The 25,803-nt window shown below is 63.5% G+C and carries 23 protein-coding genes; 9 read left to right on the plus strand and 14 right to left on the minus strand.

The window, feature by feature from the left end; translation table 11 throughout:
- Positions 1 to 6: 6 nt before the first annotated feature.
- From EP837_RS14535 to EP837_RS14550, 4 genes are all read right to left on the minus strand, one after another.
- A complete protein-coding gene (locus EP837_RS14535) occupies positions 7 to 2,139 on the minus strand; it encodes an oxidoreductase (protein WP_066530120.1) in 2,133 nt (710 codons plus the stop codon).
- 132 nt (positions 2,140 to 2,271) lie between these two features.
- Complete coding sequence (locus EP837_RS14540) at positions 2,272 to 3,045, minus strand: SDR family NAD(P)-dependent oxidoreductase (RefSeq protein ID WP_066531619.1); 774 nt, start codon at positions 3,043 to 3,045, stop codon at positions 2,272 to 2,274.
- Between the two features lie 33 nt (positions 3,046 to 3,078).
- Positions 3,079 to 4,146 (minus strand): Rieske 2Fe-2S domain-containing protein, encoded by a 1,068-nt coding sequence (locus EP837_RS14545; protein ID WP_066531620.1) that lies wholly within the window; start codon positions 4,144 to 4,146, stop codon positions 3,079 to 3,081.
- A gap of 67 nt (positions 4,147 to 4,213) precedes the next feature.
- Positions 4,214 to 4,666, minus strand: coding sequence for a nuclear transport factor 2 family protein (locus EP837_RS14550; RefSeq protein WP_066530122.1), 453 nt, complete (start codon positions 4,664 to 4,666; stop codon positions 4,214 to 4,216).
- 116 nt (positions 4,667 to 4,782) lie between these two features.
- On the opposite strand from EP837_RS14550, the gene EP837_RS14555 reads away from it, so the two are divergent.
- Complete coding sequence (locus tag EP837_RS14555; protein ID WP_066530124.1) at positions 4,783 to 5,640, plus strand: SDR family NAD(P)-dependent oxidoreductase; 858 nt, start codon at positions 4,783 to 4,785, stop codon at positions 5,638 to 5,640.
- Between the two features lie 21 nt (positions 5,641 to 5,661).
- Here the strand turns inward: EP837_RS14555 and EP837_RS14560 are convergent, their stop codons facing one another.
- Genes EP837_RS14560 through EP837_RS14585 form a run of 6 tightly spaced genes read right to left on the minus strand, consistent with a single transcriptional unit; the run spans position 5,662 to position 11,761 of the window.
- Entirely contained in the window at positions 5,662 to 7,329 is a 1,668-nt protein-coding gene (locus EP837_RS14560) for an FAD-dependent oxidoreductase (protein ID WP_066530126.1), read from the minus strand.
- Between the two features lie 5 nt (positions 7,330 to 7,334).
- The gene (locus EP837_RS14565; RefSeq protein WP_225870654.1) at positions 7,335 to 8,375 is read right to left on the minus strand and encodes a zinc-dependent alcohol dehydrogenase; all 1,041 of its coding nucleotides are present in this window, start codon (positions 8,373 to 8,375) and stop codon (positions 7,335 to 7,337) included.
- Positions 8,376 to 8,386: 11 nt separating this feature from the next.
- Positions 8,387 to 9,175: an SDR family oxidoreductase gene (locus EP837_RS14570; RefSeq protein ID WP_066530133.1), complete on the minus strand. Its 789-nt coding sequence runs from the start codon at positions 9,173 to 9,175 to the stop codon at positions 8,387 to 8,389.
- Positions 9,172 to 10,434, minus strand: a complete 1,263-nt coding sequence (locus tag EP837_RS14575) for an MFS transporter (protein WP_066530135.1) — start codon at positions 10,432 to 10,434, stop codon at positions 9,172 to 9,174. Before EP837_RS14575 ends, EP837_RS14570 begins: the two co-directional genes overlap by 4 nt.
- A 32-nt stretch (positions 10,435 to 10,466) precedes the next feature.
- Positions 10,467 to 10,973: an SRPBCC domain-containing protein gene (locus EP837_RS14580; RefSeq protein ID WP_066530138.1), complete on the minus strand. Its 507-nt coding sequence runs from the start codon at positions 10,971 to 10,973 to the stop codon at positions 10,467 to 10,469.
- A 17-nt stretch (positions 10,974 to 10,990) separates the two neighbouring features.
- The gene (locus EP837_RS14585; protein WP_066531624.1) at positions 10,991 to 11,761 is read right to left on the minus strand and encodes an SDR family NAD(P)-dependent oxidoreductase; all 771 of its coding nucleotides are present in this window, start codon (positions 11,759 to 11,761) and stop codon (positions 10,991 to 10,993) included.
- A gap of 209 nt (positions 11,762 to 11,970) precedes the next feature.
- Between EP837_RS14585 and EP837_RS14590 the strand changes: the two genes are divergently transcribed.
- From EP837_RS14590 to EP837_RS14625, 8 genes are all read left to right on the plus strand, one after another.
- Positions 11,971 to 13,443, plus strand: a complete 1,473-nt coding sequence (locus tag EP837_RS14590) for a flavin-containing monooxygenase (protein ID WP_066531626.1) — start codon at positions 11,971 to 11,973, stop codon at positions 13,441 to 13,443.
- Between the two features lie 49 nt (positions 13,444 to 13,492).
- On the plus strand, positions 13,493 to 14,650 hold the full coding sequence (locus tag EP837_RS14595; RefSeq protein ID WP_225870655.1) for a sulfotransferase family protein: 1,158 nt from the start codon (positions 13,493 to 13,495) through the stop codon (positions 14,648 to 14,650).
- Positions 14,651 to 14,681: 31 nt separating this feature from the next.
- Positions 14,682 to 15,146 (plus strand): nuclear transport factor 2 family protein, encoded by a 465-nt coding sequence (locus EP837_RS14600; protein WP_225870656.1) that lies wholly within the window; start codon positions 14,682 to 14,684, stop codon positions 15,144 to 15,146.
- A 28-nt stretch (positions 15,147 to 15,174) separates the two neighbouring features.
- Complete coding sequence (locus EP837_RS14605) at positions 15,175 to 15,921, plus strand: SDR family NAD(P)-dependent oxidoreductase (RefSeq protein ID WP_066530147.1); 747 nt, start codon at positions 15,175 to 15,177, stop codon at positions 15,919 to 15,921.
- 75 nt (positions 15,922 to 15,996) lie between these two features.
- A complete protein-coding gene (locus EP837_RS14610; protein ID WP_066530150.1) occupies positions 15,997 to 16,437 on the plus strand; it encodes a nuclear transport factor 2 family protein in 441 nt (146 codons plus the stop codon).
- Positions 16,430 to 16,882 carry a nuclear transport factor 2 family protein gene (locus tag EP837_RS14615; RefSeq protein WP_066530152.1) on the plus strand — a complete coding sequence of 151 codons (453 nt, stop codon included), beginning with the start codon at positions 16,430 to 16,432 and terminating at the stop codon, positions 16,880 to 16,882. The genes EP837_RS14610 and EP837_RS14615 overlap by 8 nt, the downstream gene beginning before the upstream one ends.
- A gap of 10 nt (positions 16,883 to 16,892) precedes the next feature.
- Entirely contained in the window at positions 16,893 to 17,432 is a 540-nt protein-coding gene (locus EP837_RS14620; RefSeq protein WP_066530154.1) for a nuclear transport factor 2 family protein, read from the plus strand.
- A 152-nt stretch (positions 17,433 to 17,584) separates the two neighbouring features.
- Positions 17,585 to 19,162 carry a class I adenylate-forming enzyme family protein gene (locus EP837_RS14625; protein ID WP_225870657.1) on the plus strand — a complete coding sequence of 526 codons (1,578 nt, stop codon included), beginning with the start codon at positions 17,585 to 17,587 and terminating at the stop codon, positions 19,160 to 19,162.
- An 804-nt stretch (positions 19,163 to 19,966) separates the two neighbouring features.
- Here the strand turns inward: EP837_RS14625 and EP837_RS14630 are convergent.
- The 4 genes from EP837_RS14630 to EP837_RS14645 are packed head-to-tail and all read right to left on the minus strand — an operon-like array spanning position 19,967 to position 25,503.
- Positions 19,967 to 21,616 (minus strand): Glu/Leu/Phe/Val dehydrogenase dimerization domain-containing protein, encoded by a 1,650-nt coding sequence (locus tag EP837_RS14630; RefSeq protein ID WP_066530159.1) that lies wholly within the window; start codon positions 21,614 to 21,616, stop codon positions 19,967 to 19,969.
- Between the two features lie 16 nt (positions 21,617 to 21,632).
- On the minus strand, positions 21,633 to 22,010 hold the full coding sequence (locus EP837_RS14635) for an Hpt domain-containing protein (RefSeq protein WP_066530161.1): 378 nt from the start codon (positions 22,008 to 22,010) through the stop codon (positions 21,633 to 21,635).
- A complete protein-coding gene (locus tag EP837_RS14640) occupies positions 22,007 to 24,724 on the minus strand; it encodes a response regulator (protein ID WP_082919723.1) in 2,718 nt (905 codons plus the stop codon). Before EP837_RS14640 ends, EP837_RS14635 begins: the two co-directional genes overlap by 4 nt.
- On the minus strand, positions 24,721 to 25,503 hold the full coding sequence (locus EP837_RS14645; protein WP_066530165.1) for a tetratricopeptide repeat protein: 783 nt from the start codon (positions 25,501 to 25,503) through the stop codon (positions 24,721 to 24,723). Before EP837_RS14645 ends, EP837_RS14640 begins: the two co-directional genes overlap by 4 nt.
- Between the last annotated feature and the right edge of the window lie 300 nt (positions 25,504 to 25,803).

Consider the following 25,803-nt stretch of genomic DNA (forward strand, 5'->3'; position numbering starts at 1 on the left):
CTCCCTTCATCCAATCGCGATTGCGGCATCGGCCGCATCCTGCATCGCGCCTTCGATATAGCCGACACCATTGGCGTCGCCTATGCTGCGGACCGGGAAGCCTGCATCGCGCAACATGTCGGCAAGGCGGTGGTCCCCCTGCGCGCCCTTCGCGATGATAACCTGGTCGGCCGCGATCGTACGACGCTGGCCAAAATTGTTGAGATAGCTGACGGTGCTTTCGCCGATGGCAATGTCGGCGACGCCGGGCAGCAGCTTGACGTCCAGATGCTTGAGTTCGTCGAGCACACGCCAGCGGCGCACCACCTGGAGCCCCGCGCCCATGCGCTGGGCCTCGTCCACCACCACGACGCGGCGGCCACGATTGGCGAGGAATTCGGCAAGTTCAAGCCCGACCAGCTCGCCGCCGATGATGACGACCTGCTTTCCGAATGGCATCCAATATTGGCTGGCCGTCCGGATGAAGCCGGGGCGAGCGGTCAGCCCCGTGACCTTGCCCGCACGCATCATCAGCCGCGTCTTGCCGTCGATCTTGCCGTCCAGCTTATCAAGGTCCTGCGCCAGCATCAGGCTACGCATTTCATCGCCGCTGAACACATTGTCCCGATCCGCGCCGGGGATGGGCGGCAGTTCGCGCCGCGCGCCAGTCGCCACCACCACTTCATCGGGAGCGATCTGGCGCAGCAGGTCGGGCGTGGCGCGGGTGTTGAGCCGCAGGCTGATGTTCGCATGGCCGCGCACCTCGCGGTTCAGCCAGTCCACTATGCCCTGATTGGGCGCATAGGCGATGGAGGCGAAGCGCGCTGTGCCGCCAAGCCCGCCTGTCGCCTCGATCAGGGTAACACGATGGCCGCGCTCCGCCAGCCGCCGCGCCGCCTCCATGCCGGCAGGTCCACCGCCGATCACGGCGATATGGCGCGCACGATCGGCGCGATGGAGGGCGCGCTCCCGTTCGAACCCCGTCTCGGGATTGACGGCGCATTTGACCGGACGGCTGAAGAAGATCTGGCTGATGCAGGTATAGCAATAGACGCAGGGACGCACCGCTTCGCGCTTGCCCGCGGCGAGCTTGTTGGGCAGCTCCGGGTCCGCGAGCAACTTGCGCCCCATGGTCACGAAGTCGAGCTTGCCGTCCGCAATGAAGCGGTCGGCATCCGCCGGTTCGATCCGGCCGGGGCAGATGACAGGCACGTCCACCCGTGCCTTGATCCGTGCCGCCGCCTCGACGAAGCCGTTGCGGATGTCGGTGGCATGTCCGGTCGAATAGGTAAGGCCCCGTCCGGGATGCCCGTCGGCGGACACATGGATGGCGTCCGCGCCTGCCTCCTGCGCAAGCCGCGCGGTGGTGGCCGCGTCCTCCACGGTGATGCCGCCGTCGATCAGGAAATGCTGGCTGTCGAGGCGCGGCCAGATCGGCATGTCGGGGCCCACGGCGGCCCGGATGCCGCGGATGATCTCGCACAAGAGGCGCGACCGGTTTTCGATCGAACCGCCATATTCGTCGGTACGCTGGTTGATCAGCGGATTGAGGAAGGACGATATGAGATAGCCGTGGCCGGCATGGATCTCCACGGCATCGACACCGGCGCGTTTGGCCCGTTCGGCGGCGCTGGCGAACATCTGCACAAGATGTTCGACATCCTGCGCCGTCATTACCTTGTAATTGGGCTCACCCATCGCCGCGAAGGGCGCAGTGAAGATCGCCAGCTCATCTTCTAGGAAGCCATCCATCATGTCGCCGTCGCTCTTCCCCACGGCGGGAATGGAGGGAGTCCAGATCGGCCGCCCCGCGCGCATGTCGTTCATGGCAACGAGGCCGGCATGCTGGAGCTGCATCGCGAGCTTTGCGCCATGGGCATGGACCGCATCGGCCAACGCCCGGACGCCGGGCACGTGCCGTTCGTCCGAAATCGCCTCGTTGCGCCAGTTGCCTGATCCCTCGGGATATCCGATCGATACCGAACCCATGATGATGAGTGCCGCCCCGCCCTTGGCCCGCGCCTCATAATAGGCGCGCAGCCGGTCGCCCGAAATGCCATCATCGTCGGCCAGGTTCGATCCCATCGGCGTCATGAAGATGCGGTTGCGCAGCGGCATCGCGCCAATGCGCCCGGGTGCCAGCAGATGGCGGTACGACATGACTATCCTCTCTCTTGCGCCAGCTCAAATGGCGGGCGTCGATCGCAGGTGATGGCGGCGTGGCCGAAGTGCCGCGCCCTCCGTTGCACGTCGCCCCGGCCGTTCTGCGCGCGGCCGGGGCGTCCGGGGGACTTAAATGCCGTAGCCGCCCGAGACGTTGATCTGCTGGCCTGTGACATAGGCCGCGCGGCTCGACGCCAGGAATACGGCGGCGTGACCGATCTCCTCCGGCTGGCCCCAACGCTTAAGCGCCAGCCCTTTCTGGACCTCGGCCACCCATTCAGGGCCGAACACGCCCTGACGGGTGAGTTCGAGGAACATGCCCGCCTCGATCACGCCGACCAGGACGCTGTTCGCACGGATATTGTGGCGGCCTTCCTCCTTAGCGATGCCGCGCACGAGCGATTCATTGCTGGCCTTGGGCGCGACGGACAAACCGTCTTTATCGGGCCAGCGCATGTGGCCGGCCGAGCCGAGCGTCACGAAGGAGCCGCCGCCCTGCGCACGGAAGTGCGGCAGTGCCGCCTGCACCGTGTTGAAGAAGCCGTGCACTTCAGTATCGATCGCACGACGCCATTGTTCGTGCGTCGTTTCACTCAGCATGACCTGATCGACGAGCGGGCCGGCGCCCCATACCACGGTATGGACACGGCCATGGGCGGCGACCGCCGCCTCGAACGCCGCCTCCACCTGCGCCGGGTCGCGCACGTCGGCGCCGTGGACGGACGCCTTGCGTCCCAGCCCCTCGACTTCGCGGGCGAGCGTTTCCGCAGCTTCGACCTTGGAATGAAAGCCGATCGCGACGTCCGATCCCGCCTCCGCGAAACATTGCACCACGCTGCGGCCGATGCCGCCGCTGCCGCCAAACACCAGGGCGGCGCCCGCCGGGAAGAGTGCCTTCTCCATCATTTTCATTTTCTCTCTTGTTTCAGATGCCACTCAGGCGGCTGCATGTTCAGGACGTGTGTCAAAGGTCGTCACGCTTCCTTCGACCCGCCGCTGAAACTCGCCCGCACGAGCTCGGGGATTGTAGAATTGCCTGTACCAGATGCGCACTTTGTGCACCGGGCCGTCCGCCGGGATCTGGAGGGGATTGAAGCAGGCGCGTTTGTTGCCCCAGATTTCGAAATCCTGCGCCAGTGCGAGGCGCCCGGTTTCCGCATAGGCCTCGGCAGTGGCGATGTCCTGCGCACTCGGCGGCGTGTTCGCCGCCTGCGACATGAGCGCATGCCATACCATCACTCTCCCATCCTCGACCGGCGTGTGACAGATCAGCATGAGCGAGGGGTAGGCGCCGGTGAGGCGGGACTGAAGGATGGCCGGGCCGGTGTACCAAGTGTCGGTTTCCAGCATGGCCTCACTGCCGACGAGCGTGCGATGCCCAGCGCCGAACTTCTGCCACAGGATGGCGCCTTCGAAGGCGTTGGTGAAATAGGCGCAGTCGGTCGATCCGTGCACCGGCACCATGTGCGGCGCATCGGCCATATTATCGATGATCTCCTGCGGATGACAGTCGATCACCCCCAGATGATCGACTTTCCAGCGCACCCAGCTCGGATCGTCCCATTCCGCGAAGGGTGGCAGGTCAATATCAGGTTCCAGACCTTCGGGATCATGCCAGTACCAGATGATGCCTGCGCGCTCGACGATCGGATAGGTTTGCAGCCGCGCCGCCTTGGGCACGAAATCGGAATAGGGGATGTGGTCGCATGCGCCGTCCGGGCCGAAGCGCCAGCCGTGAAAGGGGCAGCGGATCGATTCGCCCTGCACCTGCTCGCCATCTTTGACGATGTAGGAGGTGACGTTTTTCGCCAGGTGCGCACCCATATGCGGGCAATAGGCATCGACCATGTGGGCCGTGCCGCTTTCACCCCGGTAAAGGACGAAATCCTGTCCAAAATAATGGACCGTGCTGGGCCTCGTCGTCACCTCGGCCGCCTCCGCGACCATGAACCAGCCGCGGGGGTAGGTAAATTCGCCCAGCCCATAATCTGCTGTGCGCGCCATCATCGCTCTCCTTCATCTGTTGCCACAAGGTGACGTGCCGGGCTGGCCCCCGATACGTCGAAATCAATTAGGCTGGCGCAGTGTGCGCGCCACTATCCTCGCTCCAGGACGCGCGTTCACCCAGCACCTGCGCCACCACCCTGGGATTTACATATTCGCGCCAGCGCGTGATCCTGCCATCGGCGAAATCGAGAATGCTGATGTAGCGGTTGGAATAGGGTTCGCCGGTCGGACGGTAGCGGCTGTGCGAGCTATATTCGGCGATCAGCCGGGTGTCTTCCGCCAGATCGTGGATCACCTCAATCTTGTAGGCATAATCGTCAAAATCGCGCCAACTGGTCTCCATCGCCTGCAGGAACCAGCGGGCGCCGCGATGTTCGGTCGGGAAGCCGTCCATCACGGGGAAGGGCCATTCAAAGACGATGTCGTCGGCGAGGCAGCGTTCGACCGTGTCGAACTCCTTGCGCCCCAGCGCGGTCAGCATCGTTACGAACAGATCCCGGTTTACATTGCTTGTCATGCTTTCTCTCCTTGGCCGTCAGGATAACGAAGGCGGGAAGAGCCCGATTACTCGATTTGGAGGACGCCGCGCGGCCGCTGGCCATTTTATGGTGAGGGAAAGAGAGGAGCCAAAACATGAGTGGCAGGAAAGTGGCAGTGGTGACCGGCGCCAGCCGTGGTGCGGGCAAGGGGATCGCGGTTGCACTGGGTGCGGCGGGCGCGACCGTTTACCTCACCGGCAGGTCGGTGAAGGAGGAAGGACTGCCCCTGCCCGGCACGATCGGAGCCACGGCGCGGGCGGTGGACGAGGCGGGCGGGCGCGGCATCGGCGTTGCGGTAGATCATCGCGACGATGCCGCGGTGGAGGCGCTGATGGCGCGGATCGCTGAGGAAGCCGGCCATATCGACCTATTGGTCCACAGCGCGACGGCCTTGTCCGATGATCTGGTGAGGCCCGGCCCCTTCTGGGATAAATCGGCGGACCTTGCCGACATATTCGATGTCGGGCTCCGCTCCGCTTATGTGGCGACGCGTGCGGCGGCGCCGCTGCTGCTTAAGGCGGAGGGCGCGCTGGTGGTCGCGATCTCCTCGCCCGGCGCGCATTGCTACATGCACGGTCCGGGGTATGGCGCCCAAAAGGCGGGACTGGACAAGATGATGTTCGATATGGCGCATGATTTCCGCCCCTTCGGCGTTGCCACCCTGTCGCTCTGGCCCGGTCCCATGCGCACCGAGCGGCTGGAGAAAGGGCGCGCGGAGCGGCCGGAAATCTATGGCGCCATCTATGACGCGGCGGAAACGCCCGAGTTGCAGGGCCGGGTCATCGACGCCGTTGCGCGCGACGCCGAGCGGATGGCGCTGTCGGGGCGCGCCTTCTACACGGCCGACCTTGCCGAGCGGTATGGCATCGTCGATTTGGACGGCAGGCGGCCGCCTTCCTTCGCGGCAATGCTGGGCGAGCCGCACCCGTTCCATCCGGCGGTCATCGAATGAAGGGGGCGGCGACCGGCGTCCTCAGTTGGCGCCGGTCGCATGCCGCGCAGCGATATAGCCGAAGGTCATGGCTGGCCCGATCGTCGATCCGGCGCCGGGATAGGAGCGCCCCGTCACCGACGCCGCGCTGTTGCCGATGGCATAGAGCCCCTCGATCGGGCGGCCCGCATCATCCACCACCCGCGCCCAGGCATCGGTTGCGAGACCGCCATTGGTGCCAATGTCGCCCGCATTGACCGGCAGGGCGTAAAAGGGCGCTTTCTCCAGCGGCAGCAGGTTCGGATTGGGCGTCACCTTGGGATCGCCATAATAGCGGTCATAGGGTTGCTGCCCCCGACCGAAATCGGGATCCTCGCCCCGGCTTGCATGCGCGTTGAAACGGGTGACGCTGTCCTCCAGCACGTCCGGGTCGACGCCGATTTGTGGCGCCAGCTCCCGGATGCTGCGGGCCTTGCGCAGAATGCGCCGCACGGCCGCAGGATGCATCCAGGCCGGGATCATCGGCATCAGCGGACCCATCGGATATCGCCATTTGAACCGCGCATCGAGGATAACCCAAGCCTGCCCACCGCCCGCGTCGCGCATCGCTTCGCCCGCCTTGTGATAGGAGGCCGCCTCGTTGAGGAAACGCAGGCCCCGGGCATCGACGATGATTGAGCCGGGCAATGACCGTTCGAAGAAGAGCGGTCGGGCACGATCCTCCTTGGGCACCTTGATCGTGGGCGCCCACCAGGCCGAATCCATCCGTCGCGTCGCGGCGCCCATCTGCTGCGCAGCACGGATCGCGTCGCCGGTATTACCGCCCTGACTGCCTGACCAAGCGGGATCCGGCGACCCGGTGAGGTGCCGGCCGCGCATGGCAGCATCACGCTCGAACCCTCCGGCCGCCAGGACGACGCCCTGACGAGCGCCAATTCGCCTGACGCCTGCAGGGGTACGCACTACTGCGCCCACCACCCGTCCATCCTCTTTGATCAGCGAGTCAAGCGCATGACAGTAGCGTATCTGCACATGGCGCGCGTCCAGCGAGAGCTTGAGCCGCGCGAGCAGGGCATTGCCGGAGGTGAGGAAACGGCTGCGCCTCGATCGCAACCGTTGGCCGATGTCGGAATAGTGCCGCCATAGCGCCCGGATCAGCATCTTTCGCCACCCCGGCATACGCGTGATCATGGGCGCAGCTTCGGCAGCCGTCCAGCTGATCCGGCCGAATAGCATGCCCGCCGGATGCGTGGGACGCAGCCGTGCGAGGTCATCGCCAAGCCGCCGCCCGTCGATGGGCTGTGGATCGTGGCTGCGCCAGCCCATCTTTCCACCGGGGAGTTCGGCATGATAGTCGGTGTAGGGGATGGAGGCGTAGCGCACCTCCGTGCGCTCTTCCATATAGGCGAGCATGCGCGGCGCATTATCGACGAAGGCGCGAATACGATCCGGCTCCGCGTCGACGCCCGCCAGCGCGTCGATATAGCGGGCCGCTTCGTCAGGGCTGTCGTCGGCGCCCGCCGCCTTGGCCAAATGGCTGGCCGGTATCCAGATCACGCCGCCCGATGTGGCCGAGGTTCCACCGAACTGATCGCTCTTCTCGATGACGGCGACCTTCGCATGATTGTCGGCAGCGACAATGGCGGCGGTGAGCGCCGCCGCGCCCGATCCCACGACCAGAAGGTCCATTTCCTCGTCAAATGCGTCCATTCCGCTCAGTTCCTGTCCATCGTCAGCATTACCTTGATCGCTTCGGGCGCGCATTGGGCGGCAAAAGCCTCCGGCGCCTGCGTGATGGGAAAGCGGTGGGAGACGAGCGCCGACCGATCGACCTTCCCTTCGGCCATCATCGCCAGCGCTTCGACCAGTTCTTCCGCCGCATAGCCGTTCGACCCCATGATCGTCGGCTGCTTCTGGATCACGGGGCCGAAGTCGATCGTCATGCGGTCCTTATAACCGCCGAAGCAGACAATCCGCCCGCCATTAAGGTCGATGAGGCGCAGCGCCGTTTCCAGCGGCGGCGGGCCCGGCATATGCTTGATATAGCCGGCGCAATCGAAGACGGCGCCGATCCGCGCCGATATACCCTGATAGCCTTCTTCGGTGCCGGTGATCGCCGCCACCTGATCGAATACGTCCCCGTCGCGTGCGTTGACTGCCGCGGTCGCGCCATGCGCGCGCGCGGCGTCCAGCCTCGCCTGATGGACATCGATCGCGATTACATGTCCGGTTTCGATGCCGCGCGCGCGAATGGCCTGGATGACGCTGAGCCCGATGATGCCGACCCCAAACACGGCGACATTTTCGCCTGGCTGGATCGTCGCTTTTCGCACCATCTGCAGGCCGTCGGCGAGCTGCTCGGTCGTCGCAGCCTCGATCATGTCGACACCGTCGGGCACGGGCACGAGCTGGAAAGGGTTGACAGGCACGGCGACATAATCGGCCATGCCGCCGCCAAAGCCGGTGACCCCGACGACGCGGTCGCCCACAGCCCATCCCTCCACGCCGGCTCCGACCGCCGCGATCGTGCCGGCGAACTCATGGCCGGGGACATGATAGCCCTCCGGCGTCGCGCGGACGAGCTGGTCACGATAGGCTCCGTTGCGGAACATGTGCAGGTCCGACCCGCAAATGCCGCAGGCGGCGACCGCGACGATCACCTCTCCCGGTTCGGGTGAAGGTCGGGTCGCGTCGCCGCGGGCGGCGACCTGTCCCGGATCGACGAAGTCGGCAACGCGCATGGTGGTTCCTTCCATCTCGCTTCTCCTCAACCGGGCATGAATTCGCCGCCATTGATGTCGAGGCTTGCGCCCGTCACCACGGAACAATAGTCCGAAAGCAGCATGATGATTGGGCGCGCGCATTCCCGATCGGTCGGCATGCGGCCAAGCGCGATGGTCTTTTCCTGGGCAGCCTTCAGCTCGGCGACGCTCTGCCCGCTTTCCTTAGCCATATAGTCAAGCGCCTGCTCGACCGAATGGCCCCACATCCACCCCATGAAGGTGGAGTTGACCCGGATGTTCCAGCGGCCGACCTCGGTAGCCATCTGCACCGTCGCCATGGCGAGCGCTGCCTTGGACGTCGCATAGGCCGCCTGCTGAACCCAGGGCTTGCGCGTCACCTGCGTGTTGACGTTGACGATGGAACCGCCGCCACTCTCACGCATCTGGCGGATGACCGACTGGCACAGGCCCACCGTGCCGAACAGGTTGACGTCGAACGTCCGCCGCCATTCGTCGAGATCGGCATCGACCACATCGGTGAACGCGCCGGGAATGTAGGCGCTGTTGATGAGCCCATCGATGCGGCCGAAGCGGTCCATGGTCGCGCCGACCAGCCGCTCCACATCATCCCGTTTGGAAATGTCGGTCGGCACCTTGAGGACGCCCACATCCTGTCCGGCCTGGCGGATCATGGCTTCCGCCGCGTCGAGCTTTTCGGGCGTGCGCGCCGCGAGCACGACATGCGCGCCTTCTGCCGCCGCAAGAGACGAGAGTTCCTGGCCCAGGCCGGGGCCAATGCCGGAAACGATAACAACCTTGTCTTTGAGAATCACGTTCGTCTCTCCGTCGTTGACGATAGGGTGGGGACTTGCCGCTCCAGGAGTAGGAAGATGGCGGCGGCGAAGGCAAAGCCGCCGATCTGCAGCGCGATCGGCGTCCAATAACTGCCGGTCGCGTCGAACAAGGCGCTGGCGAGCGGGGCGGCACCAAAAGTGAAGGGCACCGTAAACATCGTGACCAGCCCAATCACCTGCGCGAAGTTGCGTGGGCCGAACAAGCGGGTCAGCAGCACGCCCTGCGCCGCGGCGATGCCGCCGCCGCATGCGCCGACCACGACCGCATCCACCACCAACAACCAATAGGGCGCGGGCTGAAGAAAGATGAACCAGACCAGCCCCTGCACGACGCTGTTCGCCGCCAGCGCGTGACCTGGCCCCAGGCGGTCGGCGAGCCAGCCAAAGGCGATCGCTCCCAGAACGCCGGTGCCGCCGGAAACGGCGAAAAGGAAGGAAGCCTCCTCCAGGCTCCAGCCCTGGCCCATGACGAGCGGCACCATATGCGCGGCCTTGAGCACGCCGCCGCCAACCACGATGCCCACCGCGACGGTGAGGAGCCACAGGGAAGGATTGGTGAGCAGTGCCTTCCAAGGCAGCATCTGCCGTGTCTCGGTCCGCGCGATGGCATCTTCATGGCCGAGGGGATGCTGGCCGATCTGTTCCGGCCGGTCGATGACAAAGGGCATGAGCGGGAGAACGAGCAGATGGGCGATGCCAATCCCGATCAGCACCCTATCCAGCCCGAAATGGTGCAGCGCCCAGGCGCTGATCATCGGCACCAGCATGACGAACACCGGCATGGTGACGAAACCCAGGGCCCGCCCCTGGTGTCGGATGAACCAGTTGCTGGCAAGGATGTTCGACGGCAACACGCCGAGCAACAGGAAGCCGGGCGAGATCAGCAGCGCGAAGATGGCGAGGAACTGGCCGATGCTGCCCGCCAGCGGCAGCAGGCAGTAGCCGGCCGCGCCCAGCAACGCGCCGATGGTCAACACCCGGCGGATCGACGTCCGCGCCAGGAGCGGACTGATGAGCGGCGCGCTCAGCGAATAGAGGAGGATGACAAGCGAGATGCCCAGTGCGGACAGGGTCCGGGTGGTGGCGAACCGCTGTTCGATGGCGAGGACGAGCGTGCCGAAGGACCCGAAGGTCAGGCCGACCGCGACATTCTGCGTCACCGCCGCGATCGCAACCATGCGCCATCCCAGAAAGCCGCGCTCGACTTTCGGGGTGGGACGCCTCTGGCGGACGGACATGGCCCTGGGCTCGCTTAAAATCCGTCCCGCCATCAGCGCCCCATCCTTTGGGCATGGAGCGCTTCCGCGTGCGCTTTAAGCGCATAGGCGGTGTCGTCGAAGGCGCGCTTCACCCAGGGACCGCAGAACCGCATGACGTGGACGCCATTCTCGCCCAAAAACGCGTCCGTGGACCAGTAGCGACAGTGGCCGCCCGCCACCGGCTCGACAAACTGGTCGCGGCGTGCGGCATAGGGCCAGTCCTCATGCCAGCGCGCTTCCCATGCGAGGCGCCGCTCAGGCTCGAAGGCGCAGACATATTCGCATCCCTGCAGCAGCGCACCGGGATTGGGGTAGTTGACCAGACTCATGAAGACCGGCGCGCCCATCTCCAGCGTGGAACTGGCCTTCACGCAGAAGGGATTCCATTCGCCATAGCGGTCGAGGTCGGTGAGAATTTCCCATACGAGGGTAGGCGACGCTTCGATCACGACCGTTTCGGACGTAACGACATTGGCAGGGTCGTAGCTGGTTTTCTGGTCCACGGTGGTATCCGACATGATCTGGGTTCTCCGGTTCACTGATCTTCGGGAGCGGGAGGAAATGCCGACAGCAACGCCGCGTCGACGAGTTGCGCCTGGCCGTTGATGGCCGCGGCGGCTGGGCTGAGCAAGAACAGCGCCGTTTCCGCCACCATTTGCGGGCTCAATTCACCGCGATAGGCGGGGGTGCCCAGCTGGCTCGGGTCCTGGACGCTATCCTGCTGCTCCGCTCCGATCATGGGCGTCGCCACCGGTCCGGGGCAGATCGCGTTGACCCTGAGCCCCCGGCTTGCAAACTCGCGCGCAGCAGCGCGAACGAGGCCAACGACGCCGTGCTTTGCGGCGGTGTAGCCTGCCGCGTCCGAGAAGCCGGTGAGCGCCGCCGCAGAAGCGGTAACCACCGCTGCCCCGCCCAGCCGCAGCCTCCTATGGGCCTGCCTCAGGCCAAGATAGGGGCCGCGCAGGTTGATCGCGATCATGCGATCAAATTCGGCGATGCTCATGCGGTCGAATGGCCCGTAGTTCTGGATCGCACCGGCGTTGAGGAAAGCGAGGTCGAGGCCGCCCAATGCGCTTTCCGCCTCGTCGAAGAAGCGCTCATTGTCCGCCTCCAGCGACACGTCGCCCGCGATCGCCACAGCCCTGCCACCCCGCGCGGTGATGAGAGCTGCAATGCGCTCCGCGTCGCCCTTGCGGATATCGACGATGGCAAGACGGCATCCTTCGACCGCCAGTCGCAATGCGGCAGAGGCGCCGATACCTGATCCGCCTCCGGTCACAAGCGCGGACTTCCCCGCAAGGCTCATGCAATCCTCTCCATCTGCGTCGGTCGCTCGCCGATCGCCGATCGCAACATGGCGGACCTGATTCGCCCGCGCCTCGTCGAAACAGATGAGGAGGAACCGATAGAAGATCTTTCCCCCTAATCGATTTGGAGGTGGAAAGCGCGACGATTTCGGACCAGCCATGGCGGATCACGTCAGCGCCGGGAAGGCGCGGGAAGGCTGTGGAGAGAATGGCAGGCACTGAACTTGAATCCCGCGACCGGCTGCGGTGCGTCATCATCGGCGCGGGAATGGCCGGCCTGCTCGCCGGCATTCGCCTGAAGGAAAAGGGCGACCAGTTCGTCATCTACGAAAAGGGTGACAAGGTTGGCGGCACATGGCGGGAAAATCGCTATCCTGGCCTAACCTGCGACGTGCCGGCGCATGCCTATACCTACAGCTTTGCGCCCAATCCGGAATGGTCGCAATTTTACGCGCCGGGCCCGGAAATCCAGCATTACTTCGAGCGCATCGCGGACGATTACGGCATCCGGGAGCATATCCGGTTCGGCACCGAGGTCGCGGCCTGTCGCTATTTTGGGGGCCTTTGGCACATCACGCTGTCCGATGGGTCCACCGACGTCGCGGACGTGGTGATCGCCGCCACCGGCGTGCTGCACCATCCGCGGACGCCCGACATTCCCGGCCTCAACAGCTTCGCCGGCGACTGTTTTCACAGCACGCGCTGGGATGACACGGTTCCGCTTGACGGCCGCCGCATCGGCGTGATCGGCAACGGATCCACAGGCGTCCAGATCGTATCCGCCCTGTCGGAACGCGCGTCCCGCCTCGTCCACTTCCAGCGTTCCCCGCAATGGATCATGCCGGTCCAAAACTTCATCTATTCCGAGACGGATCGGCATGCCTTCCGATCCGATGTCTCCAATATCGACGCGATCCGCTTCGGCCAGGATTATTGGGGCGGCATCCGTCGGTTCAACGCGGCAATCATCGACGCGGATTCACCCGAAATGGCGGAGATCGAGGCGATCGTGCTGCGCAATCTTGAGGAAAGCGTGACCGATCCCGAGCTGCGTGAGAAGCTGCGGCCCAGCTATCGCGCCGCGTGCAAACGGCTGATCTACTCCCCAAACTATTACGCCGCCGTACAGCGACCCAATGTCTTCATCGAAACCGGCCCGATCGAGCGGGTGGAGCCGGAGGGCGTGCGCATGCGAGACGGCACTCTGCATGCGCTGGACCTGCTCGTACTTGCCACGGGATTTCATGCTGACAGGTTTGTGCGGCCGATGATCATGACCGGTCGCGACGGGGCCGACCTGAATCAGGCGTGGGCGGTCCGCCCGACAGCCTATTACGCGATTACCATTCCCGATTTTCCGAACCTGTTCTTGCTGAACGGCCCGACCGCGCCGGTTGGCAATTTCTCGTTGATCGACATCGCCGAACGGCAATGGGCTTATATCGACCAGCTGCTCGATCTGCTGCGGCAGGGGCAGTGCAGCGCCGTCGCGGCAAGGCACGATGCGCTGGCCGATTATGAGGAACGGCGCATCACCGCCGCACGGCACACGATCTTCGGCTCGGGCTGCACGAGCTGGTATCTCGATGCGCACGGCGTGCCCCTGACCTGGCCATGGAGCTACGACCGTTTCGCCGAGGCGATGGCCGCGCCCAAGCTCAGCGACTTTGAACTGGCGTGACGGATCGCGCCGTCTGCCCGCGTGCCGGGACAGCATAATGGAGATTTTTGTGGATGATACGCCGACTCTGGCGAAGGATGCGCTGCTTGCCACCGCCCGCGGGCGCTCCGGCCTCGGGGATTTCGGGGACATGTGGTTCATCGAGCCGATGGACCGCTACCTTGAGTCTCTGCGTAGCGAAGCGCGGCTGACCGACGCCGGCGCGGCCGCGCAGCGGGAAGTGATGGTTAAGGGCCTCGTCAGCCGGCTGCGCCTGATCGACGACCTCAAACGTCATCCAGAGATATTGGACGAGAAGGTGGAGGTCGCCGGCATCATCCTGGGCCTGCCTCGTACTGGCAGCACCATCTTCCACCGGCTACTCGCCAGCACCCCGGGGATGACGGCAATCCGTTGGTGGGAGGGACAAAATTATGCCCCTTTCCCCGGCGAGGAACGCGGCAGCCCCGTCGAACGGCGCGCGGCCGCGCAGGTGATGTTGGACGGCTGGCTGGGCGTTGCGCCGGGTCTCATGTCCATCCATCCGCTCGACATCGACGGCCCCGACGAAGAGATCATCATCCTGGGGCAGATGTTCGTCAGCACCATGCTCGAGGGCATGGCCTTCGTTCCCACCTTCGCGGACTGGCTGAGCGGCTATGACCAGTCGTGCGGCCATCGCGACCTCATCGTCGTACTGCAATATCTGCAATGGCAGGACCCGTCCCGCGCCGGCCGCAAATGGATCCTGAAAAGCCCGTCCAACCTACCCTTCGCCGAGGTCGCCGCCAGCGCCTTTCCAGACGCGCAGCTGATCATGACCCATCGTGATCCCATGCAGGTGGTGCCATCCTATATCAGCATGATGGCATCGCTCTACGGCATGTCGGCGGAAGTGCCGGACGAACTGGTCGGCCGCTTCTGGATCGAGCGGCTCGACGAATGGCTGCGTGCCTTCGAGGGCGCTAGAAACCGGATAGGCGAGGACCGGTTTATCGACATCGATTATCGCCAAGTCGCGCGTGAGCCGCTTGTGCAGGCCAAGCGGGCGCTTGCCCGCTTCGGGATTAGCGACACGCCGGAGGCGGAAGCCGCGCTGACCGAGTTCCTCGCAGGCAATGGCCGGGAACAGCGTCCTGCGCATGACTATTCGCTTGAGCGCTACGGCCTCACAGCTGAAGAGGTCGAAGCGCGCTTTGCCGCCTATCGCGCCCGCTATCTCGCCTGATGGCGGCGCGCCCAGAACCGGAGAAATGATCATGACTGGCGAGGACTATATCGCAATCCAGAACCTGCTCTTCTCTTACCCCTATTTGCTGGATTCCGGGGATTTTGACGGAGTGGGCGAGTTGTTTCGCGATGCGACCGTCTATAGCGGCGGCGCGCTGATGGCGGAGAAGGATCCGCTTGCCGTCGCGGCGGCCTTCCGCGACTGGGTGATCACCTATGCCGACGGCACGCCGCGCACCCGCCATTTCCTCGCCAACGTCATCATCCGCCCGGAGGGGCCGGGCCGGGCCGTCGTCAGCTCCTATGTCATGGTGTTTCAGCAGACCGATGCGCTCGCGCTGCAACCGGTCATTGGCGGTGACTATCGCGACGTGGTGGAAAAGGTGGATGGCGAATGGCGCTTCGTCGCGCGACGGATGGCCAACGACATGATCGGCGATCTGACCTGCCACGGCCGAGAGATCGGCATTATCAAGCCGAGCCGGGCCAACTGAAAAAAAAACTGAAATAAAAGGAGAGAAGATGCGATATCGGGACAAGGTAGTGATCGTCACCGGCGCCGCCTCGGGCATCGGCAGGGCGACCGCGCAGCGCCTGGCGGTGGAAGGTGCGACCCTCGTGCTGGGCGACGTCAACGAACAGGGCGCACGCGCCGTGGCGGACATGCTGGACGCGCGGGCGACGCCGCTGGCAATCGGCTTCGACGCGGGCGATCCCGCTTCCTGCCGCGCCTTCATCGCCACTGCCGCGCAAGTCAGCGGGCGCATCGACATGCTGTGCAACGTCGCCGGCATCATGGACTGGGGACCGCTCGCGCAGTTCGGCGAAGAGCGCTGGGAACGGATGATGCGCGTCAACCTGTCGAGCATCTTCTACCTCTGCCAGGCCGCGATGCCGCATCTCGTGCAGACTAAGGGCAATATCGTCAACATCAGCTCGGCCGCGGGCCTCGTAGGCATCGCCTATACTACGGCATATTGCGCAGCCAAGCATGGCGTCATCGGCCTGACCAAGTCGCTCGCAATCGAATTTGCGAGTGCGGGGGTGCGGGTTAACGCCATCTGCCCCACAGGCGTCAAAACGCCGATGAGCACGGGCGTCCTCCCAGAAGGCGTCGATGTCGCGCTGCTGATGCGCAACGCGTCGAAGATGGGCGATCTGATCGAAGCGGAGGAGGTGGCAGGCGCCATTGCCTATCTTGGGTCGGAGGACGCCCGCACCGTGAGCGGCATCGCTCTCCCTGTCGATGGCGCGCAGACCGCCGGTTGAGTTTGACTAGTCGGAATCGAGGAGGCACCGCGCCCATTGGCCCGGCATCTTCCAATAAAAAATAAGGAGAGGATCATGACCGCTACACCCGATCAAGTACGCAAGACTCTGCAGGACTATATTCGCGCTTGGACCACTAAGGACAAGCCGCTGCTCTTGTCGTTGTTCGCCGAAGACGCGGTGCTCGAGGATCCAGTAGGCACGCCGCCGTTCCGCGACCATGCGGGCATCGGCAAATTCTGGGATTTCGCGCTATCTGACCCGTCGCGGCAGATAACGCCGCGTCTGGAGGAGATCCGTGCCTGCGGTAATCAGGGTATATTGCGCTTCACCATGGAAGTGCGCCTGCCTGACGAAGGTAAGGGTCTTGACCTGTCGATCATCGAGCATGCCGAACTGGACGATGCGGGCAAACTCAAACGCCTGCGGGCGTTCTGGGACGAAAGCTCGATCGGCTGCCCGGATGGTTGGGAACTGTTCGTGCCCAATATCGCGGACGCCTACGACAATGCCTGACCATAGCGGAACGGCGCCCGCCAAGGCGATCGCATGCTCTTTCTTCGAACTTTTGAACGAGGGCCGGATAAACGATGCCATGGCGGTACTCGACGACACGGGCAGTTGGTGGAACGTCGGCCCGCGTACCGCCGTGCCGATGACCACCTTCAAGCTCTCGGGTCGGGAGATCATGCGGATGATGCCAATGCGCTTCGTCCTGCACGGCGTCATCGCGGAGGGCGACACCGTGTTGATCGAGACGGAGAGCATTTCCCCCAAGCCGGGCGGAGGGACGTATAACAACCGCTACTGCTATGTACTCGTTGTGCAGGACGGCCGCATCCTGCACGTGCGTGAATATCCCGACACGAAATATGCAGCCGAAATGCTGCCGCCCGAAGCATGGGCGTATGAAATGGGTTCGTGGGAAAAGCACCACGGTACATATTGGCACAAGGATTGAGGAGACCGTCATGAACTACCCCTATAAGGAAGTAGAAGCGTCGATTATTCGGCTGAAGGATGCGTTCGTCGAGGCGGAGAAACGCAATAGCTGGGCGTGGATCGCCGATGAGCTGTATCATGAGGATTGCGTCTATATCTGCCCCTACGCCGGGGCCACACCCGTGGTGGCGGAGGGGCGCGAGGCAATCCGCCGTACCCATTATGGCCGCGATATGGACGTCGGCTCAGGCTGGGCCGGCTGGAGCTTTCCCATTTTGGACTGGGCGATCAACGGTGACCGCATCATCAGCTATTGGGTTAATCGCGGTCCCGGAAAGCGGCCCGACGGCAGCTATTATGAGACCAAAGGCGTGTCGTTCATCACCTATGGCGGCGATGGCAAGTTCTCCTCGCAATATGATCTGTTCGACCTCGCCCACCAGATGAAGCTGTGCGACGAGCTTGAGGAGGCGGGATTACTCGACCTGCAACTCAAGCGCGACTGGGTGCTGCCGATGAAGCGCAAGCTGATAGACATGCTGCAGGTCAACATGCCTCCTGCCGAATGACTTGGGGAAGCTGAGGTCGGGGTATGACGTCTTCGGAACATGACGGGCAGCCAAGCCGCGCTGGCGGCTGCGCCAGAGAACGTCCGTGGCTGGGATGCTATCCCGACAATCTCCCGGCCACTTTATCTCCGGGCCATGGCGACATGCTCTCGATGTTCCAAAGCGCAGTGGCTGGATCATCCGACCAGGAGGCGATCCGTTATTTCGACGCTTCGCTGAGCTACGGGGAACTCGATATACTCAGCGGTGCCTTTGCTACGTGGCTCGCGGAGGTGGGAGTGCAGCGTGGCGCGCGGGTAGGGATCATTCTTCAAAATGTCCCACATCTGATCATCGCTATTCTCGCCGCATGGAAGCTGGGTGCAATTCCGGTTCCAGGAAACCCGATGTACACTTCGAGTGAACTGACCCGTATGTTCGCCGACTATACTCCCGGCGCGTTGATCTGTCACGGAGAGCATCTGGCGACCGTCAGTCGTGCCCTCGACGATGCCGGACTTAGTTCCGTCCCTGTTGCCCACGCCTCGGCATATGATTGGCAGAGCCAGGACGACCAGCGGGTTTTGCCTCGACGCCCGATCGCACAGGATTCACCAGATCGGGCGGATATGTTCGGCATCTGCGTTGAACGCCGAGGCGAGCGGCCCGTTGTGGAAGCGGCCAGAGGCGAGGACATCGGGCTGATACTCTACACTTCGGGCACGACTGGCGTTCCGAAGGGCGCTTTGATCAGCCATGGGAGCTTGGCCTTCAATTCTTTTACCAGCGCCTTGTGGATGGGCATCGACCCGGGCAGCCGCATATTGGGGCTTGCTCCGCTCTTCCACATCACCGGTTTCGTGCTGCATATGGGGGTGGCCTTTGCGACCAGTTGCTCGCTTGCGCTTCATTATCGGTTCGACGCCGCAGCCGTGCTGGATGTTATCCGCATTTATAGCCCCACATTCACGATAGGCGCCATCACTGCCTTCAACGCCCTGATGAACACCAAAGATGTGGATCGAGAGGATTTCGCCAGTTTCAAAAACGTCTTCTCTGGCGGCGCCCCCATTGCCCCGGCGTTGCGAGACGCTGTACGGGATCGACTGGGCGTTACGCTTCAGCCGGTTTACGGCATGACCGAGTCCACGGCCCCGACGCACATAGCGCCGATCGGAGTGGACGTACCTTTGGATCCGGACACCGGAGCGTTGGCGGTAGGCCTGCCAATCTCGTCTACCGAGGCGATGATCGCCGGCCCCGATGGCAAGCCGCTCTCGCCAGGAAATCCGGGTGAAATCTGGATGCGCGGCCCGCAGATGATGCAGTGCTATTGGAATAAGCCGGCAGAATCTGCGGAAACGATGAAAGGAGGATGGCTTCGCTCGGGAGACATCGGCGTAATGGACCAGCGCGGCTGGTTTTATGTTGTCGATCGCCAGAAAGACATGATCAACGCTTCGGGCTTCAAGGTTTGGCCGCGGGAGGTGGAGGATGTGCTTGTTGCGCATCCTGCCGTGAAAGAGGCCGCGGTTATTGGCGTTCCCGACCACTACCGGGGCGAAACTGTCCGTGCCTATATCTCCTTGAAGCAAGCCGCTGCGGTAGAGGCATCGGTGCTCATTCAACATTGTCGAGACGAGTTGGCGGCGTACAAGGTGCCGAAATCCATCATCATACTTGAGGAACTTCCCAAGACGCCGACCGGAAAGATCCAGCGGGCTGCGCTCAGGGCCGAGGCGCGTAAATAATAGCCGCACATAGTTTCGCTCCCGTGGCGTAGCGCTCCTTGCAAAGCGAGCCGATCTCGCGTCGATCGTCTGTCGCCATACGCTTGCCCCGCATTGGCTGAACGATCGGGCATGCACCCCCTGGGCCGACGCCATCGGTCACATCACGGCGGCTCCTGAAATACACCAGCGTCCCGCTCGACTGGAAAATTCAGCGCAAGGCGCTCGGCTTTTAACCTCTCTCAAAAACTTTGGACCACCTGAAAAGGCCTCGGGAGACGCGGGGCCTTTTTGTGGGATTTGCGCGGAAATGCACGTCTCTGCGGTCCGCAATTTCACAGCAAAACGTGAAAGCGCGCGGAACCGCGCTATTCTGGGCTTGGTCCCGAGAGCCGGGGGAACGTGCCTCGTCATGTCGGAATGTGTGGCTGGGGGGCAGGATACGAACCTGCGCAGGGCGGCATCAAAAAGCCGCTAAAACGGGTCGGACACATGGCCGCACCAACCAGCTGAGCAAAGTCTCCAAACCCTTGCCAACGGAGAGCCGTCCACACAGGGTCGAACTGGTTGGTAAGCGATACTTATGAACGAGCAAAACCATCGCGAAAGAGGTAAGCACGCGCGGACGTGATGCTTGCGCTAAGCAGGACTTTCCAGCGATGCTTCGAGCCAAAAGGCCGGCACGGCGACTTAATGGAGGTCATGGATCACGAGACGAGGCGGCGCACATTCATTGCGCCCGCGGGCGCTTTGGCGGCTTGCCCGCAATCAGCTGCAGCGGCGATTTGGATCGGCGGCAAACTTCAAGGCTGGCCGATAGGTCATTCAGGGAAAAAGCCCGCGCAGATGATTGGCCGCGCCGACCCGGCTCAAGGCCTCGATCATGGCAGCGGTTCGCAGATCGACCTTTTCCGCCTGGGCGCGGCGTTGCGTACGGGACAGGGCGTCGGTCAATATCTCGCGCATGCGGTTGTTGATCTCTTCAAGCGGCCAGGTAAGGTTCTGCAGGCCCTGCACCCATTCGAAATAGGACACGACGACCCCCCCGGCATTGGTCAATATGTCTGGGAGCACGATGATCCCGCGCGCATCCAGCATGTCGTCCGCCTCCAAGGTCGTGGGGCCGTTGGCCCCTTCGGCCAGGATCTTGCAATTGATCCGTGACGAGTTTTCCGCGGTTATCTGGTTCTGCAGGGCGCAGGGCGCGAGGATGTCGCACTGCAATTCCAGCAGGTCGCGGCTGGGGATGATCTCTCCAAAGGGACAGCCGAAGAGCTGGCGATGCTGGCGGACATAGTCCTTCAGCTTGTCGATCGGTAGGCCGCCAGGATTGTGCAGTGCGACGCTAACATCGCTGATCCCGATGATCTTGGCACCGGCCTCGGCCAAGAAAGTGGCCGCATGCATGCCGACATTGCCAAAGCCCTGGACCACGGCGGTGGCGCGATTGAGGTCGAGGCCGATCTGCCGGCAGGTTTCGCTCACCAGATAGGCAAGGCCCCGCCCGGTCGCCTCATTACGGCCCAGCGACCCGCCAAGAACCACCGGTTTTCCTGTCACCACCGAGGGGACCGAATAGCCGACATGTTCGCTATAGGTGTCCATGATCCAGGCCATGACCTGCGCGTCTGTCCCCATGTCGGGCGCTGGGATATCTTTTTCGGGACCGATCATGCCGATGAATTCCGATGTATAGCGCCGGGTGAGCCGTTCCAGTTCATCCTTGCTAAGGGCGGTGGGATCGACCCGCACCCCGCCCTTGGCGCCGCCGAAGGGCAGTTTCGCCAGTGCGCATTTCCAGGTCATCCACATCGACAGCGCCGCCACCTCGCCCAGGCTAACGTCGGGATGGTAGCGAAGCCCCCCTTTGGTCGGCCCCATCGTCAGCACATGCTGCACCCGATAAGCAAAGACGGTTTCCACCTGATCGGTCCCATCGCGCTTGAATGGCAGGGCGCAAATCTGCGTCCGTTCCGGAAAGAGCAGGCGTTGCCGGATATTGGGATCGAGCCCGGTGATATAGGCGGCTTTGAGGAACTGCTGCTGGGCGAGGTGGAGCATCGAGGATGACCATTCCGCCCCGCGCGCATGGGTCCGCTCGATCGCATAATGGATCGATCGCGTCAGCGACGCACTGCTGATGCCGTCCTTGAGCAGATAATCCTCCGCCCCGCCCTCGACCGCCTTGCTGGCGAGGCCGACATCGTCCATCGCACTCTGTACGATGATGGGAGTGTGCATGTCATGCGCGCGCAACCGATAAAATGTGTCCAGCGCCGCGCTATCGGGCAGCATGAGGTCGAGCAGCACGACATCGATGCCGCCCACCGCCAGCCGCTCGATCGCGCTTTCCAGCGTGCTTGCCACGGCCACTTCGAAATGCTGATGCTCCGATTTAGCAAGCAGCTTCTGGATCAGGCGGGAGTAGACCGGATTATCCTCGACTAGCAGGACGGTGATGCGTTGGTTGGCCATGACCTTTCACCCTTGCTCATATATTATGTTCATTCCGGGCCTGGTCGGGTCTCTGGCCGCCGACCCTTTCCTTCAGCGCAGCGAGCAATCCGTCGATCTCGAACCGCAGGATCGACCAGCCATCCGCCGCGTCCTTAAAATTGCCCTCCGCGCCCATGGCTTCGAGCCGGAAGGCGGCGTCGGTGGCGGCGGATGCGGCGAAGATATGGGCCGAACCCTTCAGGCTGTGCGCGGCGCGTTGCAGTTCGTGCGCGTCCTGGGCGTCGATCGCGGCGCGGACCTGCCGCATCATTTCGGGTCCTTCATCGATGAAGACCCCCGCCAGCTCGATCAGCAACTCCTCGTCGCCATCGGCATTCTGGAGCGCCCTGGTCCAATCAAGAAGCGTGTTCATCCCGCCGGCCCTTCCTTGTTGTGAAATTTCGCGGCACCCGCGAACCGTCCTTCCACCACCGCGTAAAAGTCTTCAGCGCGGAGCGGCTTAGAGATGTAATCGTCCATGCCGGCCTCCAGGCAGCGTTCGCGGTCGCCGCGCATCGCATGCGCCGTCATGGCGATGATCGGCATGTGGTTGCCCGACGCGCTCTCCTGTTCGCGGATCGCCGCCGTAGCCTGGAACCCGTCCATTTCGGGCATCTGCACATCCATCAGCACCACGTCGAAATCGTCCTGCGCCAGCGCCTGGATCGCCTGCGCGCCATTGCCGACAATCTTCACCCGATGCCCGCGCTTTTGGAGCAGCCGCAGCGCAAGGCGCTGGTTGACGGCATTGTCCTCGGCCACCAGCACATGGAGCGGGGTCTGGCGATCGGGCACTGGTTCGGGCGCATGGCTCTCCTCGGCCACCGTCACCTTCAGCACGGCAAAAATGGCTTCGAGCAATTCGGACTGGCGCACGGGCTTGAGCAGGAAGGAGGCAATGCCGACCGCCTTGGTACGGCGGGCCATTTCGTCCTTGCGCGCGGAGGAGAGCATGATCACCGCTGGCCGCTCCGCCTCCTCGTCACCAGCGATCTCGCGAGCAACTGCAAAGCCGTCCATACCGGGCATCATCATGTCGAGCAGCACCAGCCGGAAGGGGCGGCCGATCCCGGCGCCGTTTTTAAGCGCGGCAAGGGCCTTAGGGCCACTATCGACCGCGAGCGGCTTCATCCCCCAGCCGCGGATCATCTCGTCGAGGATGCGGCGGTTGGTGGCGTTGTCGTCCACCACCAACACCGGCAATCCCAGCAGCGTGGGTTGTTCGACCGGCTGGCCGGTCGGCGCGGCGTCGGACAGAGCGAAGGGGATCGTGAAGTGGAAACGGCTGCCGCGCCCGACCTCACTGTCCAGATGCAGCTGCCCGCCCATCAGCTGGACAAGCTGTGCGGCGATGGTGAGGCCGAGGCCCGTGCCGCCATACCGGCGGGTGAAGGAGGAATCGGCCTGGGAGAAGGCCTGGAAGATCAGCTGCTGCTTGTCGGGCGGGATGCCGGGGCCAGTATCGCTCACCGCAACGCGGAGCAATGCTTCCTCATCGGTCTTCGCGCCGACCGCTATGTCGACGACGACCTCGCCCTGATCGGTGAAGCGCAGCGCATTGCCGACGAGGTTGATGATCACCTGCCGGAGCCGATAGGGGTCGCCCTCCAGCGCGTCGGGCACGTCAAGCGCGACATGGCAGGCGAGTTCGATGCCCTTCTCGGTCGCGCGGGCGGCGAAGGATTGCAGCGTGTCGGCCAGCTCATCGCGCAAATTGAACGAGACATGTTCGAGTTCGAGCCGGCCCGCCTCAATCTTGGAGAAATCGAGAATATCGTTGATGAGGTGGAGCAGCGCGTCTGCCGATTGGCTGACCATGTAGAGATATTCGCGCTGGGGAGCCGTCAGCGGCGTGTCGCCGAGCAGTTCGGCGGCCCCGATCACGCCGTTCATCGGCGTGCGAATCTCATGGCTCATATTGGCGAGGAACTGGCTTTTGGCCCGCGTCGCCTCTTCCGCCTTGTCCTTGGCGGCGCGCAGCTCGGCTTCGGATGTGACAAGCTGCATGGTCCGTTCTTCGAGCCGTGCGTTGAGGCCGCGCAATTCCGCCGTCCGCTGCGCTACGACCTGCTCGGTACGCGCCCGCTGATTGGCGAGCGAGATAAGGTAGATCGTCAGGATGAGGGTCACGGCCAGACCGCCGGCGAGCGCGATGGTCGGCGTCGAGGTCAATCGCCTGGCGCCATAGGCGCTTGTGGCCGCACTGTAGATGGTGAAGACGCTGTCGCCGATCACGAGCGAACTGGAATGAAAAAGTTCGCCCGCCATTTCGGCGCCGGTGCCGGGGCGCCGTTTCCTGTCGCTGCCCGGCGACAGGATCGACAGTAGCACGCGCTGGGACGGCGGGGCGGCTGAATCGAGCAGATAAAGGTCGACTCCCTGGCGCGGCATCAGATCGATGGCGCCCTGGATCAAATCTCCGACCCGCACCACCGCCACGACTAACCCTTTAAGATGTGCACGCCGCTGGTCGACAGTCATCTCCTCGATCGCGCCGTCGAAGACGGGCGCGAACACCGCGATGCGCGGCGCGTCATCGGTCATCTGCAGCAATTTGACATGGGCGGCCGCGTTGATCTCCCCGCTGCTGCGCGCAGCCAGGATCGCCGCTTGCGCGAACGGGTCCGATCCCCAGTCAAAGCCGATGATATGGCCTGCGCTGCCGAGGGAGGGTTCCGCATAGAGGATGGGAAAATGTTCGGCGCGGCCGCCGCCGGGCACATAGGGCACCCACTGGACGGAATCGAGGCTCGAAAGCCCGGTTAGATAGACTCTCGCAAAGGCGCCGAACTCATCCCGGCTGACATCGTCGGAGCCCTGATAGTAGGCCAGTAGCGCCTTGACGACGCTGGTTTCCGCCGCAAACTGCCGCTTGATCCCCTCGGCGCGCTGATCGGCTTCCAGCGTGAATTCGGTCTCGATCGACTGGCTCTGCTCCTGCGAGAGCCAGCGCCACGCGATGAAGGTGAGAGCCAGACTGGCGACGGCAACAATGATCGCAAACCAATAACGCGTGCCGCCGATCGCCGGTTTAGGTTCGGCGGGAGTCATATCCTCCATCGAGGGAGGGTCGGAAAAGGGCATCATGAGCGCCCTCCCTTGGCCGGGACAGCCTTCCACTCGCGCGCCTGGCGCTGCGCTTCGGCAATCTGGGTCGGCGTCATGCCCCTGGACAGGCGCCCGAGCGACTGCGCCGCCCGTGTGCGGAGAGCCGTGGTGCGGGCGTAGGTCTGGCCCAGGAGGATCCACCTGTAAGCTGTTACCGCATCTTTGGGCACGCCCCGGCCAGTGCCGTAGAGAATGCCCAATTCAACCTGTGCGTCGGCATGGCCCTGTGTCGCAGCACGATCGAACCAATAGACCGCCTTAGGTTGATTTTTCGAGACGCCCCGGCCGATCGTGTAGAGGACGGCAAGGGTGAACTGGGCGGCGGCATGACCCTGCTCAGCCGCCCGGGTATACCAACGCGCGGCCTCCACCATATCCTGTTCGACCCCATATTCCCGCAGATAGATTTCGCCCAGATTATATTGGGCGTCCGCTATCCCCAGCGCGGCCGCCCGACGAAACCATTTTATCGCTTCCCTATAGTCCCGGCTCGCACCCTGCCCGCGAAGATACATGCGGCCAAGGCTGTTCTGGGCGCGCGCGTCGCCCTGATCCGCTAGGGAGCGATAGAGGCGCATGGCATTTCCATAGTCGCCGCGCTTAAAGGCCGCGGCGGCATCCTCGAATGGCCCCGCCAGACATGGCGCCGAGAGCAGCAGCAGGCTCAGAAAAAGGGTTCGCCGGAGACAAAGGGAGAGCGGATTGGCAAGCATGCCATCGCTCGGCGTTGGATGCCGCAACGTGCTCGGGCCCTTCATGCCGATACCTCTCCGGCAGATCGTGCCGGATCGAGTCCTATTTGACGGGCAAATCCCATCTTAACCTAGATGGGGCTGGAAGGCGTGACTTTTTGTAAAGCCGGATGGACGGGCCTGAAACTTCTCGCCGAGATGCCGTTTAGCTTTCGCCGCGAACCTGGCGAGCCGACTCCCCCGCCCCTATGGCCCAATTGCGGCAACAAGCATGTGAGTCACCGTGTTAGTGATGCGAGGTCTCACGCTGAGCGTGCGTAAAACTTTCGTTGCGTGAGGGGATAGGGCGCATCGCGCCCATTCAGG

Origin of the sequence: Sphingobium sp. EP60837, from assembly GCF_001658005.1 — a bacterium.
Classification (GTDB): domain Bacteria; phylum Pseudomonadota; class Alphaproteobacteria; order Sphingomonadales; family Sphingomonadaceae; genus Sphingobium; species Sphingobium tyrosinilyticum.